We start from the raw sequence: 16,423 nt of genomic DNA on the forward strand, positions 1-16,423 counted from the left end.
TAGGAGGCTTTTTCAAACATGGCATATGAAAAATTAGCAGTACAAGACAAAGCAGTATTAGATGGAATTCTTGCAGAAAAAACACGTCAGCAAGCAAATATTGAATTGATTGCATCAGAAAACTTTGTATCCGAAGCAGTTATGGAAGCGCAAGGATCAGTACTGACAAATAAATACGCTGAAGGTTATCCTGGTAAACGCTACTATGGTGGCTGTGAACATGTAGACGTAGTAGAAGATATTGCGCGTGATCGTGTGAAAGAACTCTTCGGAGCAGAATATGCAAATGTACAACCACACTCTGGTGCACAAGCAAACATGGCTGTTTACCATACAATTTTAGAACCAGGTGACACAGTGCTTGGTATGAACCTTTCTCATGGTGGTCACTTAACACACGGCTCTCCAGTAAACTTCTCTGGTATCCTATACAATTTTGTTGAGTATGGCGTAACACAAGATACACAAGTGATTGATTATGAAGATGTACGTCAAAAAGCTTTAGAACATAAACCAAAACTTATTGTCGCAGGTGCATCTGCCTATCCACGTGAAATTGACTTCTCTAAATTCCGTGAGATTGCAGACGAAGTAGGTGCTTATTTCATGGTGGATATGGCACACATCGCTGGTCTTGTTGCTGCTGGCGAACACCAATCACCAGTACCATACGCTGACTTTGTTACATCAACGACACATAAAACATTACGTGGACCACGTGGTGGATTAATCCTTGCTTCAAAGGAATGGGAGCAAAAACTAAATAAATCTGTTTTCCCAGGAATTCAAGGTGGTCCATTAATGCATGTTATCGCTGCTAAAGCTGTATCATTTGGAGAAGCATTACAACCAGAATTTAAAGACTATGCAAAACAAATTAAAGCGAATGCAAAAGCTTTAGCTGAAGTATTAATTGCTGAAGGTGTTGAAATTGTTTCTGGTGGTACAGATAACCACTTATTACTTCTAAATGTTAAATCTCTTGGTTTAACAGGTAAAGTAGCAGAGCATGCACTAGATGAAGTGGGTATTACAACAAATAAAAATACAATTCCTTACGATACTGAATCTCCGTTCGTTACTTCTGGAATTCGTATTGGTACTCCAGCTGTTACTTCTCGTGGGTTTAAAGAAGAAGATATGAAAGAAGTAGGAGCAATTATTGCAGCAGTTCTTAAAAACCCTGAAGATGAAGCAGTTAAAGCAGATGCAAAAGATCGTGTGAAAGCATTAACAGATAAGCATCCACTATACGCATAATCAATAGAATAATAGGGCTGTGTTTAAAGTACAAATTTTACTTTAAATACAGCTTTTTATTTTGTAAACGAAGGATTAAACTGTAAAAAACATCTTTTTTCTAATAAAGTAGAATAATCCCCTTATTTTTGAATAAATTTACATTAAATCGGTATAAAGGGATATATTATAGTAGGCAGAGGACAGATAGTGTCCTAGAAAAGAAGTTTTTTTTAATAAAAGTGAAAATTTAATTAAATTTTATGTACAATGGAAATGAGCTGAAGTGATAGAAAAGGAGGGGTTGGATGGTCACTAAATCGTTAAACACAGATTATGATGTATTATTAAACAGCATTCGCAAATTAGGGAATAATTCTAAAGAAAGCTACGTTATTTTTGATGCAACAAATCATCATTGCATATTAGAGTGTAATGATTCTTTTTGTATGCTTACTAATGCTTCACGCTCTCAAATTCTAAATACTAATTATTTTTCATGGCTATCTATGGACGAAAAAAAGACAACCATTGAAATGATTAAAGAAAAAATACATAACGGCATAATGGTGCAGGCAAAACTAAATCATAACGGCATCAATAAACCTCCCTTTTGGGCAGAAATACAAGCACTACCATTTTGCAATGATGCAAATATAACGCAATTTGTTTTAGTATTTGTGAAGGATGTTACGTATTATCATACGGAAGACTTCTTAATGCGTCTAGAAAATGATATGTACAAGGCAATTGAGAAGGAGTTTACCTTCGAGCAGAAGATGAAGATTATTTGTAACGGTCTCAATGAATTTTTTATGCCAAATATTGCGAGTATGGTGCTCATAAAAACAGAAGTAAACCAATTACAAGTTTTTACAGGAGATAATCAAACAGAGAGCATACCAAGATGTTGTGCAAATAATGATTTCTTTAACAAGGTTATGCAATCAGAAACGTCTACTTTTATAGAGAATTTAGATGAAGTGAATATTCCTATAGAACATAAGCAATATGCTTCGCTAGCTAAAAAGCCGCATGGATGGTTTATACCTATACGCAATCAACAGCGGCAAGTGATAGGTGTTTTTTCGATATTTAGCCAAAAAACACAAAGTGACCAAACGTTTAAAAATATGTTTCGGAAAATGGGGGCACTTGTTGCATTAGCTTTTTCGTATGCAAGGACGCAGAAAAAAATTTGGGATTTAGCCTATACAGATATTACAACAGGTCTACCTAATCGTCACAGCTTTGTTAATACGATTGAACGAGAAGTTCAACAGGGACAAAGCGGTTTTATTAAAATATTAAAACCAAGTGAATTTCATCAAGTAGTTGAACTGTACGGCCGTGAAATTGGTGATGAACTTTTAAGACAACTTGCCAAACGTCTTGAGCAAGACAAGTTGGAAAATAATGAGTATGTTGCTAGATTTACAAGTTCTAGTTTGATTATGACTACAATGTCACTGAAAGAAAATTTGCATGATTATGAGATGAGAATAAAAGAAACGATTCGCCAGCCCTTTATTATAGGAGGAAAGCAAATCTATATTACATTAAAAACAGGAATTGCTTCATATAATGATGATACAAATATTAATGATGCGATCCGTTTTGCAGATAATGCGCTATCCTTTGCAATCGATAGACCAGGCACACATACCGAAATATTTACAACAGAGAAAAATGATGTGCTTGTACAGAAGATGACGGTTTTAAATCATTTGTCAGAAGCCATCAAAAATAAAGAAATTACAGTCCATTTACAGCCTAAAGTCGATTTACGCAATGGAGAAATTCAAAGTATTGAAGCACTTGCAAGGTGGATTTCTCCAAAACTAGGTTTTGTTTCACCAGCAGTCTTTATTCCTGTGGCAGAGAGTGCTGGCAAGGTTCGAGAAATTGATGTGCTTATTTTAGAGACGGTGCTCACATGGCTTTCCGAACGACAACGCTTGGGAAAGAAATTAGTGAAAATAGCTGTCAATATTTCACCTGATCATTTTTACTACACACACTTTGTTCAGGATACGCTGAAACTTGTGCGGAAGTATAATATTGACCCTAGCTATGTTATCTTAGAAGTGACGGAAAATATTGGTTTAGTAGATTTTCAATCTGCCTATAAAATAATTCAAGAGCTAAAGAGCTATGGCTTTAAAACGTCAGTGGATGATTTTGGAACAGGCTTTTCTTCGTTAAGCTATTTGCAACAACTACCGTTTGCTGAATTAAAAATTGATCGTAGCTTTATCAATGCTATTGAAGATCCCGCAACACTAGCTATTGTTCGCTCTATCATTCAGTTAGCATTAAATTTAGGGATGATTTCAGTGGCAGAGGGCATAGAAACGGAGGAACAGGTTGAAATTTTACGTGCGCTAGGCTGTACAGTAGGACAAGGATACTTCTATTTTAAGCCAATGCCAATTGAACAATTAGATATAATCCTGGATCAATAACTTATTTTTGACAAAAGAATAGATGATAAATGGAGTCGTCCTAAATTTATTTTTGAGGCGACTCCTTTTTTCTGTTATACTAGTTGAGATAAAAATGAATCCGAACGGTGAGGAGAGAATCCCTTTGAGCAAAGTCTATGTATTTGATCATCCACTAATCCAACACAAATTAACTTATATTCGCGACAAGAACACAGGAACAAAAGAATTTCGTGAGCTAGTAGACGAAGTGGCAACACTTATGGCATTTGAAATTACACGCGATATGCCGGTAGAAGAAATTGAAATTGAAACACCTGTAACAATTGCAAAAACAAAAGTACTTTCTGGTAAAAAACTTGCAATTGTACCGATTCTACGTGCGGGTATCGGCATGGTAGATGGCGTATTAAAGCTTATCCCTGCTGCAAAAGTTGGTCATATTGGTCTTTATCGTGATCCAGAAACATTAAAACCAGTTGAATATTACGCAAAACTTCCTGCAGATGTTGAAGAACGCGATTTCATCATTGTAGATCCAATGCTTGCAACGGGTGGTTCTGCAGTGGAAGCAATCAATTCACTGAAAAAACGTGGAGCTAAAAACATTAAATTCATGTGCTTAATCGCTGCACCAGAGGGTGTAAAAGCTATTCAAGAAGAACATTCGGATGTAGATATTTACATTGCTGCACTTGATGAAAAATTAAACGATCATGGCTATATTGTACCAGGTTTAGGTGATGCGGGAGACCGCTTATTCGGTACAAAATAAAAATCAATACATGAAGTTTCCTCATTTAGGAAACTAATAACTTGTGAAAGCGTCCTTCAAATTGAAGGGCGTTTCATAGTATGTGTAGGTAAGTAATTCCTCTTGATTAGCATCAATGGGGAGGATTGACCTTTGCATACAATAACAAAAAGGACGGTGCAGATCGTTTTGACAAAGAAATGGAAAGTAATGACGATTTTTGGTACAAGACCAGAAGCAATTAAAATGGCTCCTCTTGTTTTGGAGTTGCAAAAGTATCCTGAGCAAATAGAATCCATTGTAACTGTAACAGCACAGCATCGCCAAATGCTCGATCAAGTACTAGAGACATTTAAAATTACACCAAACTATGACTTAAATATTATGAAGGATCGCCAAACATTAATCGATGTAACGACAAACGCATTACAAGGTTTAGATAAAGTAATGAAAGAAGCACAGCCAGATATCGTGTTGGTACATGGTGATACAGCGACAACTTTCATTGCTAGCTTGGCGGCGTTCTATAACCAAATTGCTATAGGGCATGTAGAAGCGGGACTTCGAACATGGAACAAATATTCACCATATCCAGAGGAAATGAACCGTCAACTAACAGGTGTGATGGCTGATTTACATTTTGCGCCAACAGAAGTATCTAAAAAGAATCTTTTAGATGAGAATAAAAATTCTGAGACGATTTTTGTTACAGGTAATACTGCAATAGATGCATTAGCAACAACGGTCAGTGAACACTACACACATCCTGTATTAGATAAAATGGGTGAAGATCGCATGATTTTATTAACGGCACATCGTCGCGAAAATCTTGGTGAACCAATGCGCCATATGTTTAAAGCGATCACCAGAATACTAGCAGAACATGAGGATGTTCAAGTTGTCTATCCAGTGCATATGAATCCAGCTGTGAGAGAAATTGCAAATGAAATCTTAGGGGATAATGAACGAGTGCATTTAATTGAGCCCCTTGAAGTATTTGATTTCCATAACTTTGCAGCAAATTCATATATGATCTTAACGGACTCAGGTGGTGTACAAGAAGAGGCTCCTTCATTAGGAAAGCCGGTGCTTGTTCTTAGAGATACGACAGAACGTCCAGAAGGGATTGCAGCAGGAACATTAAAGCTGGCAGGAACGGAAGAGGAAACGATTTACGCTTTAGCAAAGGAATTACTAACAGATAAAAGCGCCTATGAAGCAATGGCTAAAGCATCAAATCCATATGGCGATGGGCATGCATCTAAGCGTATTGTGGAGGCATTGCTAGGATTTTTACAAAAAACTAATTAATATACTATATTTTATATTAAAAATAAGTCTAATGTACCTATTGAAATGGGTAAGCTAATTTACGAGCATAATCTTGTCGTAAATTAGCTTTTTTTATGCGTGAGAAGGTTGTGAAATTTTGAAACTATGAAATTTCATACACAAATTTGTCAACAATTTGACAAGAGTATAGAGGCTGTGAAGTTTTTCTCCTTTACCAATTGACTTCAAATATCACCTATTGTATGCTTACAAAGGGTAAGAATGATAAGGGTTTCTGTTCATAAATAGGACGTTGAAACACTTGTTATATCAACTTTCTACTAAATTGACAGTTCAAAATAAAACTGTCGATTTGCAACGTTTTGTGCGTTTCGGTTTTTACCGAGTCGGTAAGGGGTGTAAGTTATTTTTTTGGGCATTTACACCTGTAATTGAAATGACTCTCCCATTACTATTCCGCTGTGAGTAGTGCTTTTCACTGCTCTTTTCTGATTTCACATAGTGGTCAGCAAACGTTTTCATTACTCGAAAAAATGATTCAGGAGATTACAACCAATGCTAGATTTGCATCACATTTTTGCTGTGCAGAAGAGGGCGTTATTTTTTTTGCTTGCACTCTGCGCATTAGGCTGGGGATTTACCCCCTATCAAACTGTTTTTGCGGGCATCGCAGTCGGTGCATTCTTTGGTACGTATAATTTTTGGATCTTAGTTCGTCGTATGGAGAAGTTTGACAGATCCATTAGTGAAGGGAAGAAAATAGGCTCACTTGGTACAGCGCTTCGCTTTGGATCAGGTGTTGCGGCAGTCGCAATAGCCATTTCGTTGCCAAACTATTTTCACTTAATTAGCACGGTTATAGGGCTAATGATTCCGTACGTTTTTCTCTTTGTCGAGAGAATTGTGTCACATGTAAGGAACCGCTAATGTGCTTTAAATTAGAAAGAGAGGTGAAAAATAACAATGAATCATGAAGCTCCGTTACTAGAAGTCGGTTTTTTAACATTTAACAAATCGACAGTTATGATGTTACTAGTTGCAGCAATTATCGTATTTTTAATTGCCTTTATTTCAACTAGAAGCCTAAAGTTAAAACCTACTGGTATGCAAAACTTTATGGAATGGATTATGGATTTCGTTAAGAATATTATTAAAAGCAACATGGACTGGAAAACTGGTGGACGATTCCACGTTCTAGCCATTACGCTAATTATGTTTATCGCAGTATCTAACTTATTAGGTCTTCCATTCTCTATCGTCTATGATCATGAGCTATGGTGGAAATCACCAACAGCTGATCCTACAGTTACGATGACGTTGGCAGCGATGATTTTAGTCTTAACGCAATACTATGGTGTTAAAATGAAGGGTACAGGTCATTATGTTGGTACATTCTTCAAACCAATGTCATTCATGTTCCCACTTAAAATAGTAGAAGAATTTGCAAACACATTAACATTAGGTTTACGTCTTTACGGTAACATTTACGCGGGTGAGATTTTACTTGGCTTACTTGCAGGTTTAGCATCATCAGGTGCTGTGGGATTCATCGGGGCAATCGTTCCTATGATGGCATGGCAAGGTTTCTCAATTTTCATCGGCTTTATCCAAGCCTTTATCTTCACAATGTTAACAATGGTTTACATGGCTCATAAAGTGAGCGATGACCATTAATATAAAGCATATATCCTATGCTTGAACAACAAATACAAACAATTCCAAGGAGGAAATTTTCAAATGACAGGTTCATTAGGTTTATTAGCAGCAGCAATCGCAATCGGTTTAGGTGCACTTGGTGCAGGTATTGGTAACGGTCTTATCGTATCAAAAACAGTAGAAGGTATCGCTCGCCAACCAGAAGCTCGTGGCGTTCTTCAAACTACAATGTTCATCGGGGTTGCATTAGTTGAAGCCCTACCGATCATCGCAGTAGTAGTAGCATTCATCGTAATGAACAAATAATTCAGTTGAACACTGAATTTTACTAGTGGCGAAGCAGGATTCACCAGATGAAACTTCGCCCTTCATTTTGGGACGGATAAAAGCTATGTGTAAATATAGCTTTTTAAAATAGGTAGTTTTTTTTAATCACTAAATTATGTTGAAGTTAAAGCTCTTGAAGGGAGTGAAACAATCGTGTTTTTAGATAATCTTGTACTAGGTTCAGGCGGTGCTTCGTTTAATAGTGGAGATATCATCGCAACATTAGTTATTTTCATAGTATTAATGTTACTACTTAAGAAATTCGCTTGGGGTCCACTTATGGGCATCATGCAACAACGTGAAGAATTAGTAGCGAGTGAAATCGAAGCAGCTGAAAAAGCCCGCAAAGAATCGCACCAATTTTTAGAAGAACAAAAGAGCCTTCTTAAGGAAGCTCGTACAGAAGCACAATCGATTGTTGAGGGCGCTAAGAAGCAAGGCGAACTACAAAAAGAAGAAATTCTTACTGTAGCACGCAATGAAGCAAATCGCTTAAAAGAATCGGCTTTACGTGAAATTGAGTCTGAAAAAGAAAAAGCTATTGCAGCTGTACGTGATGAAGTCGTTTCATTATCTGTACTTGCAGCATCTAAAGTCCTTAGCAAAGAGATTTCTGAGGCAGACAACCGTGCTCTTATTGAAGAGACGATTGCGAAGGCAGGGGAAGCTCGATGAGTAATTCAACTGTAGCAAAACGTTACGCTCAAGCGCTTTTTGAATTAGCGCAACAAAAAAACAAGCTTACTGAAGTTGGAGCAGACTTAAACGAACTAACAAAAGTAATGAAAGAATCTCCGGATTTTTTAACGCTTTTAAGTGCGCCTAAGTTCTCCATCGAACGTAAAAAACAAATGGTAGCTGACATTTTCACTGGTGCAACACCAGAAGTTTTACACACAGTTCAACTTCTAGTTGAGAAAAAACGTGTAAACGAGATTAAGCTAATTGCTAATGCATATGCTGAGCTTGCTGCACAAGCACAAGGTATGGCAGATGCAACAGTATTTTCAACACGTGCACTTTCTGCAGAAGAAAGCGCTAATATTTCGACAGCGTTTGCGAAACTTGTTGGAAAACAAGCATTAAACATTACAAACGAAATCGATCCAACTTTGCTTGGTGGTATTCGTGTTCAAATCGGTAACCATATTTATGACAGCTCAGTAGTTAACAAACTAGAGCGTCTAAAACGTGAATTAATCGGTTAATAATTTAGAAATGTGAGAGGTGACATACATGGGCATCAAGGCTGAAGAAATCAGCAGTCTGATTAAACAACAGATTGAGAATTATGAATCTGAACTTAAAGTAAGCGAAGTTGGTACAGTTATCCGTATTGGTGACGGTATCGCTCTTGCTCATGGCCTCGACAACGCCATGGCTGGAGAACTTTTAGAGTTCTCTAATGGTGTTATGGGTATGGCTCAAAACCTAGAAGAAGGTAACGTTGGTATCGTAATCTTAGGTCCATACACTGACATCAAAGAAGGCGATGAAGTTCGTCGTACAGGTCGTATCATGGAAGTACCAGTTGGTGAAGAACTAATTGGCCGTGTTGTAAACCCACTTGGTCAACCAGTGGATGGACAAGGTCCTATCAACGCTACAAAATCTCGTCCAATTGAAAGTCCAGCTTTTGGTGTAATGGCTCGTAAATCAGTGCACGAACCACTACAAACTGGTATTAAAGCGATTGACGCATTAGTGCCAATCGGTCGTGGTCAACGTGAGTTAATCATCGGTGACCGTCAAGTAGGTAAAACATCTGTAGCAATCGATACAATCTTAAACCAAAATGGTGAAAACATGATTTGTATCTATGTTGCAATCGGTCAAAAAGAATCTACTGTACGTGGTGTTGTTGAAACTTTACGTAAACACGGTGCTTTAGATTATACAATCGTTGTAACTGCAGCAGCATCTCAACCTGCTCCATTATTATACTTAGCACCATTTGCTGGTGTTTCTATGGCAGAAGAATTCATGTTACAAGGTAAACACGTTTTAATCGTGTATGATGATCTTTCTAAACAAGCATCAGCTTACCGTGAACTTTCACTTCTTTTACGCCGTCCTCCAGGTCGTGAAGCATACCCTGGTGATGTATTCTACTTACACAGCCGTTTACTTGAACGTGCTGCGAAGTTAAATGAAACTTACAACTGTGGTTCTATCACAGCTCTTCCATTCGTAGAGACACAAGCTGGGGATATCTCTGCATACATCCCAACTAACGTAATCTCAATTACTGATGGTCAAATCTTCTTACAATCTGACTTATTCAACTCAGGTGTACGTCCAGCGATCAACGCAGGTCTTTCTGTATCACGTGTAGGTGGATCAGCTCAAATTAAAGCAATGAAAAAAGTTGCGGGTACACTACGTCTTGACTTAGCTGCATTCCGTGAGCTTGAATCATTTGCTCAATTCGGTTCAGATTTAGATAAAATTACACTTGCTAAACTTGAGCGTGGTAAACGTACGGTTGAAGTGCTTAAACAAGACCTAAACAAACCACTTAAAGTTGAAAAACAAGTTGCAATCCTTTATGCATTAACTAAAGGTCATTTAGATGATATCCCAGTACAAGATATCGTTCGTTTCGAAAATGAATTCTTAAGCTGGTTAGATTCAAACCACACTAACGTTCTAGATCATGTTCGTACTACAAAAGAGCTTGCTCCTGATGCGGATTATGAAGCAGCAATCAATGCATTCAAGAAAACTTTCGCTAAATCAGAATAAGTTCTAGCTAGTCACTTGATTAAAAAACAAAAGGTGGTGAAATACCAGTGGTAAACTTACGCGAAATAAAAGGTCGTATTAATTCAACAAAGAGTACGAAACAAATTACGAAAGCGATGCAGATGGTTTCTTCTTCCAAGTTACGTCGTGCAGAGCAAAATGCTAAAGCTTACGTTCCTTATATGGAAAAAATCCAAGACGTAGTAGGCGCGATTGCAGCAGGTACAAAAGACAGTGGACATCCAATGTTAACTGCTCGTCCTGTAAAGAAAACAGCTTACTTAGTCATTGGTTCTGACCGTGGTCTAGCAGGTGCTTACAACTCAAGCATCCTACGTCAAGTACAACGTACAATCAACGAGCGTCATAAATCAAAAGACGAATACGTGATTTTAGCAGTAGGTCGTGTTGTTCGTGATTACTTTGTGAAACGTGATCATAATGTCATCAGCAGTGTTGTTGCTCTTCCTGACCAACCTACATTCGCTGATATTAAAGAAATCGCTCGTAATGCTGTTGGTATGTTCATTGACGGTACGTATGATGAGCTTTATATGTACTATAATCACTTTGTCAGCGCAATTGCTAACGAAGTGACAGAGAAAAAACTTCTTCCATTAACAGATATCGCACCTGTAAACAGTAAAGCTTCTTATGAATTTGAACCATCTGGTGAAGCAATTCTTGAAGTATTACTTCCACAATACGCGGAAAGCTTAGTTTATGGCGCATTATTAGATGGAAAAGCAAGTGAACATGCTTCTCGTATGACTGCTATGAAAAATGCAACTGATAATGCATCTGATCTTATTGCAGATCTTTCATTGCAATATAACCGTGCACGTCAAGCAGCGATTACACAAGAAATTACAGAAATCGTTGGTGGAGCTGCAGCCTTAGAATAGGCTCAGCTCACCAATGTCGTATAAGAATACGATAGGAGGGTACACAGTAATGAATAAAGGACATGTTATTCAAGTAATGGGTCCAGTTGTCGACGTAAAATTCGAGAACGGCCAATTACCAGCAATCTATAACTCATTAACAGTTAAGATTGAACGTCCTAATGAAGATCCAACAATTCTTGCATTAGAAGTTGCACTTCATTTAGGTGATGATTCTGTTCGTACAATTGCAATGTCATCTACTGATGGCTTACAACGTGGAGCAGAAGTAACAGACTTAGGAAAAGCTATCTCAGTACCAGTTGGTGAAGTGACACTAGGTCGTGTATTCAACGTACTTGGAGAAGTAATTGACTTAGGTGAAGAGATTCCAGCTGATGCTCGTCGTGATTCAATTCACCGCGAAGCGCCATCTTTCGATGAACTTTCAACTACAGTTGAAATTCTTGAAACAGGTATCAAAGTAGTAGACTTATTAGCACCTTATATTAAAGGTGGTAAAATCGGTCTATTCGGTGGTGCCGGTGTAGGTAAAACAGTATTAATCCAAGAATTAATCAATAACATCGCACAAGAGCACTCAGGTATCTCTGTATTCGCTGGTGTAGGTGAGCGTACTCGTGAAGGGAACGACTTATTCTTCGAGATGAGCGATTCAGGCGTTATCAAGCAAACAGCGATGGTATTCGGTCAAATGAACGAGCCTCCTGGTGCGCGTATGCGTGTAGCTTTAACGGGTCTTACAATGGCGGAATACTTCCGTGATGAGCAAGGCGCTGACGTACTTTTATTCATCGACAATATCTTCCGTTTCACACAAGCAGGTTCTGAGGTTTCTGCCCTATTAGGTCGTATGCCTTCTGCGGTAGGTTACCAACCAACACTTGCAACTGAAATGGGTAAACTACAAGAGCGTATCACATCTACGAACAAAGGATCTGTAACTTCTATCCAAGCGATTTATGTACCAGCCGATGACTATACTGACCCGGCTCCAGCTACAACTTTCGCCCACTTAGATGCAACTACTAACCTTGAGCGTAAATTATCAGAAATGGGTATCTACCCTGCGGTTGACCCATTAGCTTCGACTTCTCGTGCATTATCACCTGAAATCGTAGGCGCTGAGCACTATGCAATTGCTACTGGTGTACAACGTACAATCCAACGTTACCGTGAATTACAAGATATCATTGCAATCTTAGGTATGGATGAATTATCTGATGAAGATAAGCAAACAGTAGAACGTGCTCGTCGTATTCAATTCTTCTTATCACAAAACTTCCACGTAGCGGAACAATTCACTGGTCAAAAAGGTTCTTATGTACCTGTAAAAGAAACTGTTCGTTCATTCAAGGAAATCCTTGATGGCAAATGGGATCACCTACCAGAAGATGCTTTCCGTCTAGTTGGTTCTATTGATGAAGTAGTTGAAAAAGCGAAAAGCATGGGCGTAGAGGTTTAATACTAGGGACGAGGAGGAAAAAATATGAAGACAGTTCTAGTCAATATTGTCACTCCCGACGGCCCAGTATACGATTCTGAAGTATCAATGGTAATCGCCAAAACAACTTCAGGAGAAATCGGTGTTCTTGCAGGCCATATTCCAATGGTTGCTCCACTTGCAATTGGTGCAGTGAAGCTTAAAAAAGAAAACGGTTCGACTGATATTGTTGCTGTAAGTGGTGGTTTCATTGAAGTTCGTCCAGATAAAATCTCAATTTTAGCGCCGTCTGCTGAAATTGCTGAAAACATCGATGTTCAACGTGCTAAAGAAGCCGTTAAACGTGCTGAAGGACGTCTTCAAAGTAAACAAGACAACATTGATTTCAAACGTGCTGACCTAGCATTAAAACGTGCGTTGAATCGTATCAACGTTCATGAGGGTAATATCTAATTCATTTTTAACGGGCAGATATAGCATCTGCCCGTTTTTTAAGGTGAATCAACATATTGAAGGCGAAAAGGAGGATGCCGCATGGAACTATATGAGGCGATAGGACAAGAAGCTTTATTGGGTATATTATCGCATCTATTTTTTATTGCTATAACTTTTTACGCATTACAAGCTTTTATGATCGAAAAATTATTTAAAAAGAATCGAGTTTTTCAAATTCAGCTCATATATATTTTACTTAGTATTGCGATAGGCTCAGCAGTATCGAATTTCTTTCTCCAAATATCTAACTGGTCAGGCAAACTTCCATATTTATTTTAAAGAATTCACTTCTATCTTCAATAAATTTATGTGCCTACATACTTCAAAGGACTTTATAATACCATTTGTGTGGCCCTTTGAACTATGTAAAAAGACTGATCAACGCTGGATCAGAAATCTAATTGCGCTAAACACATTAGATTCTTATAAATTCTACGCTATTAGCTGTTGAGATACCCATTGAGAGATGGGCTATAATGGGCATCCACCACATCACTTTTTATAGAAAAAGAAGTGAAAAGTTGTTTTTTATTCATATATCTTTGGGTATGTATTAGAAGCGAACGGGTTATTGGTCATTCACAAAAAAAAATTGGCAGCGTACAATAAATAAATAGCAAAATATCTAATAATGGCTTAAAATAGTGATTTGGACGCTTGAACGAGCGTTAGAAAAGTTGTACTATAGAGTTGTTTGTTTACTGATTATGACATTATACTTCTTTTTAAAATAAAAATTCGATAGGTTAATAGATTGAATTCGGAGGGACATAGGGTGGATAAAATAATAGTGACTGGCGGCCAAAAACTACAGGGAAAAGTTCGTGTAGAGGGCGCAAAAAATGCAGTGTTACCAATCCTTGCAGCAGCTTTACTTGCTTCAAAAGGAGAAAATGTAATTAAAGAAGTCCCTAATTTAGCAGACGTCTTTACAATAAATGAAGTACTTAAAAGTTTAAACGCAGCAGTTACATATATACCTGAAGATAATGCCGTATATATAGATGCAACAAAAGAACTTTCAAGTGAAGCTCAATTTGAATTTGTTAGTAAAATGCGTGCATCCATTTTAGTAATGGGTTCTCTACTTGCTCGTAATGGCTATGCTCGTGTGGCACTACCTGGAGGCTGTGCAATCGGTTCGCGCCCAATTGAATTACACTTAAAAGGCTTTGAAGCAATGGGTGCAAAAATTTCATTTGGCCATGGCTATGTAGAGGCGAAGACAGAAGGTCGCTTAAAAGGGGCTAATGTGTATTTAGACTTCCCAAGTGTTGGGGCAACTGAAAATATTATGACAGCTGCATCTTTAGCTGAAGGGACAACTGTAATTGAAAATGCTGCGAAAGAGCCTGAAATCGTGGATCTTGCAAACTTCATCAATAGTATGGGTGGCCGTGTAATCGGTGCGGGGACAAATACGATTCGTATCGAAGGAGTCGATACATTATACGGAGTAGAACATCATATTATTCCTGACCGTATTGAAGCTGGTACATTTATGGTAGCAGCAGCTATTACTAGAGGAGATGTAGTGATTGAAAATGCAGTTCCTGAGCATATGACTGCTTTAATTGCTAAAATGCGTGAGATGGGCGTAGAAATTACAGAGTTGGATGAAGGAATCCGTGTACGAGTTCCTCAAACGCTAAAAGCAGTTGATATCAAAACGATGCCACATCCTGGTTTCCCAACAGATATGCAATCGCAAATGATGGCTTTAATGCTTACTGCTGAAGGTACGAGTATTATTACAGAAACGGTATTTGAAAACCGTTTTATGCATGTTGAGGAGTTCCGTCGCATGAATGCCGGTGCTAAAATAGAGGGACGTTCTGTGTTTATCGAGGGGCCTGTGGATCTTCAGGGAGCTGAAGTAATGGCAACGGATTTACGAGCTGCGGCTGCATTAATTTTAGCAGGTCTTGTATCTGAAGGAATGACACGTGTTACTAAACTTCATCATTTAGATCGTGGTTATGTTGATTTCCATGGCAAATTAGCATCTCTTGGTGCTAATATTGAACGTATTACAGAAGAAGTAGTGACAATTGAAGATATAACAGTTGAATTGCCTACAAACTAAATAGATTTCAAAACCCTTTGCTTTTTAAGCAGAGGGTTTTTGTTTTCTCATAACTAAAAGAAATCTAGCATATTATTCCTTATGAAAAAATGGATGATTAGTATAGGTGTCATTTGCTTGATTGGGGCATTATATATGCTTCCTATAATAGGGCTTAGTGAAAGGCAAGAAGCTGTCAAATCTCCAGCTAGTGATGAGAATGCTTGTGAAATATTTATAGAAGTGGAGGGACAAGAAGAAAAAATCCCTTTGGAAACGTATATTACAGGGGTAGTTGCTGCGGAAATGCCCGTTTCTTTTAAAAAAGAGGCACTGAAGGCACAAGCCATTGCAGCACGCACATATGCGTTGAAAACGACAAATTACGGTAAAAATACGATTGCTCCAACTGTGGCAAAGCAAGTCTTCTATGATGAAGAGCAAAGAAAGGCGAATTGGGCTAGCAATTTCCTGGGAAATGAAAAGAAAATTGTCGAAGCTATCAATGAAACACAAGGACAAGTTATTCTTTATAATAATGAATTAATTACAGCTATGTTCCATTCAACAAGTAATGGTAAAACAGAAAGTGCTTATGGTTATGGTGGAAATGAAATTCCATATTTGCAAAGTGTTGCAAGTATATCCGATCAAACATCTCCAAAGTTTGAGGCTGAGCAAGAGTGGCCATTAGCGCAATGGAATAAGCTCTGGCCTATACAATGGCAACCTAATGATTTTAATCGTATCCAGTTATTTTATAATGACTCTGGGCGAGTAGAGCGTTTACAGTTGGGGAATAATGTCTGGACGGGGAGAGAGGTAAGGACCCTCCTTGGTATTCCATCAACTGATTTTACCATTGTCTTTGATACCAATAAAAGAAAGGTTCAAGTGAAAACTCAGGGCTATGGTCATGGAGTAGGTATGAGTCAATATGGAGCAGAGGCAATGGCAAATGAAGGGGAAACAGCTGCCGAAATTTTACACTATTATTATCAAGATATTGAAATAAAAAAAATAGATGCATGTTTAAAATAACTTCTAGTTGTTCAC

The 16,423-nt window shown here is 38.0% G+C and carries 16 protein-coding genes; all 16 read left to right on the forward strand.

The features are described from left to right. Window positions 1–18 precede the first annotated feature (18 nt). The 16 genes from glyA (at window position 19) to spoIID (ending at window position 16,408) form a co-directional block, all read left to right on the forward strand. Window positions 19–1,260 (forward strand): serine hydroxymethyltransferase, encoded by a 1,242-nt coding sequence (gene glyA, locus MHB40_RS02860; protein WP_205446843.1) that lies wholly within the window; start codon window positions 19–21, stop codon window positions 1,258–1,260. Window positions 1,261–1,547: 287 nt separating this feature from the next. After that, window positions 1,548–3,704, forward strand: coding sequence for an EAL domain-containing protein (locus tag MHB40_RS02865; protein ID WP_342533857.1), 2,157 nt, complete (start codon window positions 1,548–1,550; stop codon window positions 3,702–3,704). Window positions 3,705–3,828: 124 nt separating this feature from the next. Beyond that, on the forward strand, window positions 3,829–4,458 hold the full coding sequence (gene upp, locus MHB40_RS02870; protein ID WP_008180557.1) for a uracil phosphoribosyltransferase: 630 nt from the start codon (window positions 3,829–3,831) through the stop codon (window positions 4,456–4,458). 168 nt (window positions 4,459–4,626) lie between these two features. After that, window positions 4,627–5,748, forward strand: coding sequence for a UDP-N-acetylglucosamine 2-epimerase (non-hydrolyzing) (gene wecB / locus MHB40_RS02875; RefSeq protein ID WP_342534742.1), 1,122 nt, complete (start codon window positions 4,627–4,629; stop codon window positions 5,746–5,748). A 537-nt stretch (window positions 5,749–6,285) separates the two neighbouring features. Beyond that, window positions 6,286–6,657, forward strand: a complete 372-nt coding sequence (locus tag MHB40_RS02880) for an ATP synthase subunit I (protein ID WP_004269472.1) — start codon at window positions 6,286–6,288, stop codon at window positions 6,655–6,657. Window positions 6,658–6,693: 36 nt separating this feature from the next. Next, window positions 6,694–7,404 carry a F0F1 ATP synthase subunit A gene (gene atpB, locus MHB40_RS02885; protein ID WP_205446847.1) on the forward strand — a complete coding sequence of 237 codons (711 nt, stop codon included), beginning with the start codon at window positions 6,694–6,696 and terminating at the stop codon, window positions 7,402–7,404. A 63-nt stretch (window positions 7,405–7,467) separates the two neighbouring features. After that, a complete protein-coding gene (atpE, locus tag MHB40_RS02890) occupies window positions 7,468–7,692 on the forward strand; it encodes a F0F1 ATP synthase subunit C (RefSeq protein ID WP_004269474.1) in 225 nt (74 codons plus the stop codon). A 174-nt stretch (window positions 7,693–7,866) separates the two neighbouring features. Next, window positions 7,867–8,388: a F0F1 ATP synthase subunit B gene (gene atpF / locus MHB40_RS02895; protein WP_205446849.1), complete on the forward strand. Its 522-nt coding sequence runs from the start codon at window positions 7,867–7,869 to the stop codon at window positions 8,386–8,388. Beyond that, the gene (locus MHB40_RS02900) at window positions 8,385–8,921 is read left to right on the forward strand and encodes a F0F1 ATP synthase subunit delta (RefSeq protein WP_205446851.1); all 537 of its coding nucleotides are present in this window, start codon (window positions 8,385–8,387) and stop codon (window positions 8,919–8,921) included. The genes atpF and MHB40_RS02900 overlap by 4 nt, the downstream gene beginning before the upstream one ends. Before the next feature lie 28 nt (window positions 8,922–8,949). Next, on the forward strand, window positions 8,950–10,458 hold the full coding sequence (gene atpA, locus MHB40_RS02905; protein WP_036123620.1) for a F0F1 ATP synthase subunit alpha: 1,509 nt from the start codon (window positions 8,950–8,952) through the stop codon (window positions 10,456–10,458). 47 nt (window positions 10,459–10,505) lie between these two features. Further along, window positions 10,506–11,363 (forward strand): ATP synthase F1 subunit gamma, encoded by an 858-nt coding sequence (atpG, locus tag MHB40_RS02910; RefSeq protein ID WP_036123615.1) that lies wholly within the window; start codon window positions 10,506–10,508, stop codon window positions 11,361–11,363. Window positions 11,364–11,412: 49 nt separating this feature from the next. Further along, window positions 11,413–12,828 (forward strand): F0F1 ATP synthase subunit beta, encoded by a 1,416-nt coding sequence (gene atpD / locus MHB40_RS02915; RefSeq protein ID WP_205446853.1) that lies wholly within the window; start codon window positions 11,413–11,415, stop codon window positions 12,826–12,828. 24 nt (window positions 12,829–12,852) lie between these two features. Beyond that, complete coding sequence (locus tag MHB40_RS02920) at window positions 12,853–13,260, forward strand: F0F1 ATP synthase subunit epsilon (RefSeq protein WP_205446855.1); 408 nt, start codon at window positions 12,853–12,855, stop codon at window positions 13,258–13,260. Window positions 13,261–13,341: 81 nt separating this feature from the next. Beyond that, the gene (locus MHB40_RS02925) at window positions 13,342–13,581 is read left to right on the forward strand and encodes a DUF1146 family protein (RefSeq protein ID WP_205446857.1); all 240 of its coding nucleotides are present in this window, start codon (window positions 13,342–13,344) and stop codon (window positions 13,579–13,581) included. A 496-nt stretch (window positions 13,582–14,077) separates the two neighbouring features. Next, window positions 14,078–15,388, forward strand: coding sequence for a UDP-N-acetylglucosamine 1-carboxyvinyltransferase (gene murA / locus MHB40_RS02930; protein ID WP_205446861.1), 1,311 nt, complete (start codon window positions 14,078–14,080; stop codon window positions 15,386–15,388). A gap of 81 nt (window positions 15,389–15,469) precedes the next feature. After that, the gene (gene spoIID / locus MHB40_RS02935) at window positions 15,470–16,408 is read left to right on the forward strand and encodes a stage II sporulation protein D (protein WP_342533858.1); all 939 of its coding nucleotides are present in this window, start codon (window positions 15,470–15,472) and stop codon (window positions 16,406–16,408) included. Window positions 16,409–16,423 lie beyond the last annotated feature (15 nt).

Source organism: Lysinibacillus sp. FSL K6-0057 (assembly GCF_038630885.1).
Classification (GTDB): Bacteria; Bacillota; Bacilli; order Bacillales_A; family Planococcaceae; genus Lysinibacillus; species Lysinibacillus fusiformis_F.

Coding starts and splice junctions, on each gene's coding strand:
- MHB40_RS02880 (WP_004269472.1), top strand. CDS start 6,286: ATGCTAGATTTGCATCACATTTTTGCTGTGCAGAAGAGGGCGTTATTT.
- atpB (WP_205446847.1), top strand. CDS start 6,694: ATGAATCATGAAGCTCCGTTACTAGAAGTCGGTTTTTTAACATTTAAC.
- atpD (WP_205446853.1), top strand. CDS start 11,413: ATGAATAAAGGACATGTTATTCAAGTAATGGGTCCAGTTGTCGACGTA.
- MHB40_RS02925 (WP_205446857.1), top strand. CDS start 13,342: ATGGAACTATATGAGGCGATAGGACAAGAAGCTTTATTGGGTATATTA.
- atpE (WP_004269474.1), top strand. CDS start 7,468: ATGACAGGTTCATTAGGTTTATTAGCAGCAGCAATCGCAATCGGTTTA.
- spoIID (WP_342533858.1), top strand. CDS start 15,470: ATGAAAAAATGGATGATTAGTATAGGTGTCATTTGCTTGATTGGGGCA.
- glyA (WP_205446843.1), top strand. CDS start 19: ATGGCATATGAAAAATTAGCAGTACAAGACAAAGCAGTATTAGATGGA.
- MHB40_RS02920 (WP_205446855.1), top strand. CDS start 12,853: ATGAAGACAGTTCTAGTCAATATTGTCACTCCCGACGGCCCAGTATAC.
- MHB40_RS02865 (WP_342533857.1), top strand. CDS start 1,548: ATGGTCACTAAATCGTTAAACACAGATTATGATGTATTATTAAACAGC.
- atpA (WP_036123620.1), top strand. CDS start 8,950: ATGGGCATCAAGGCTGAAGAAATCAGCAGTCTGATTAAACAACAGATT.
- MHB40_RS02900 (WP_205446851.1), top strand. CDS start 8,385: ATGAGTAATTCAACTGTAGCAAAACGTTACGCTCAAGCGCTTTTTGAA.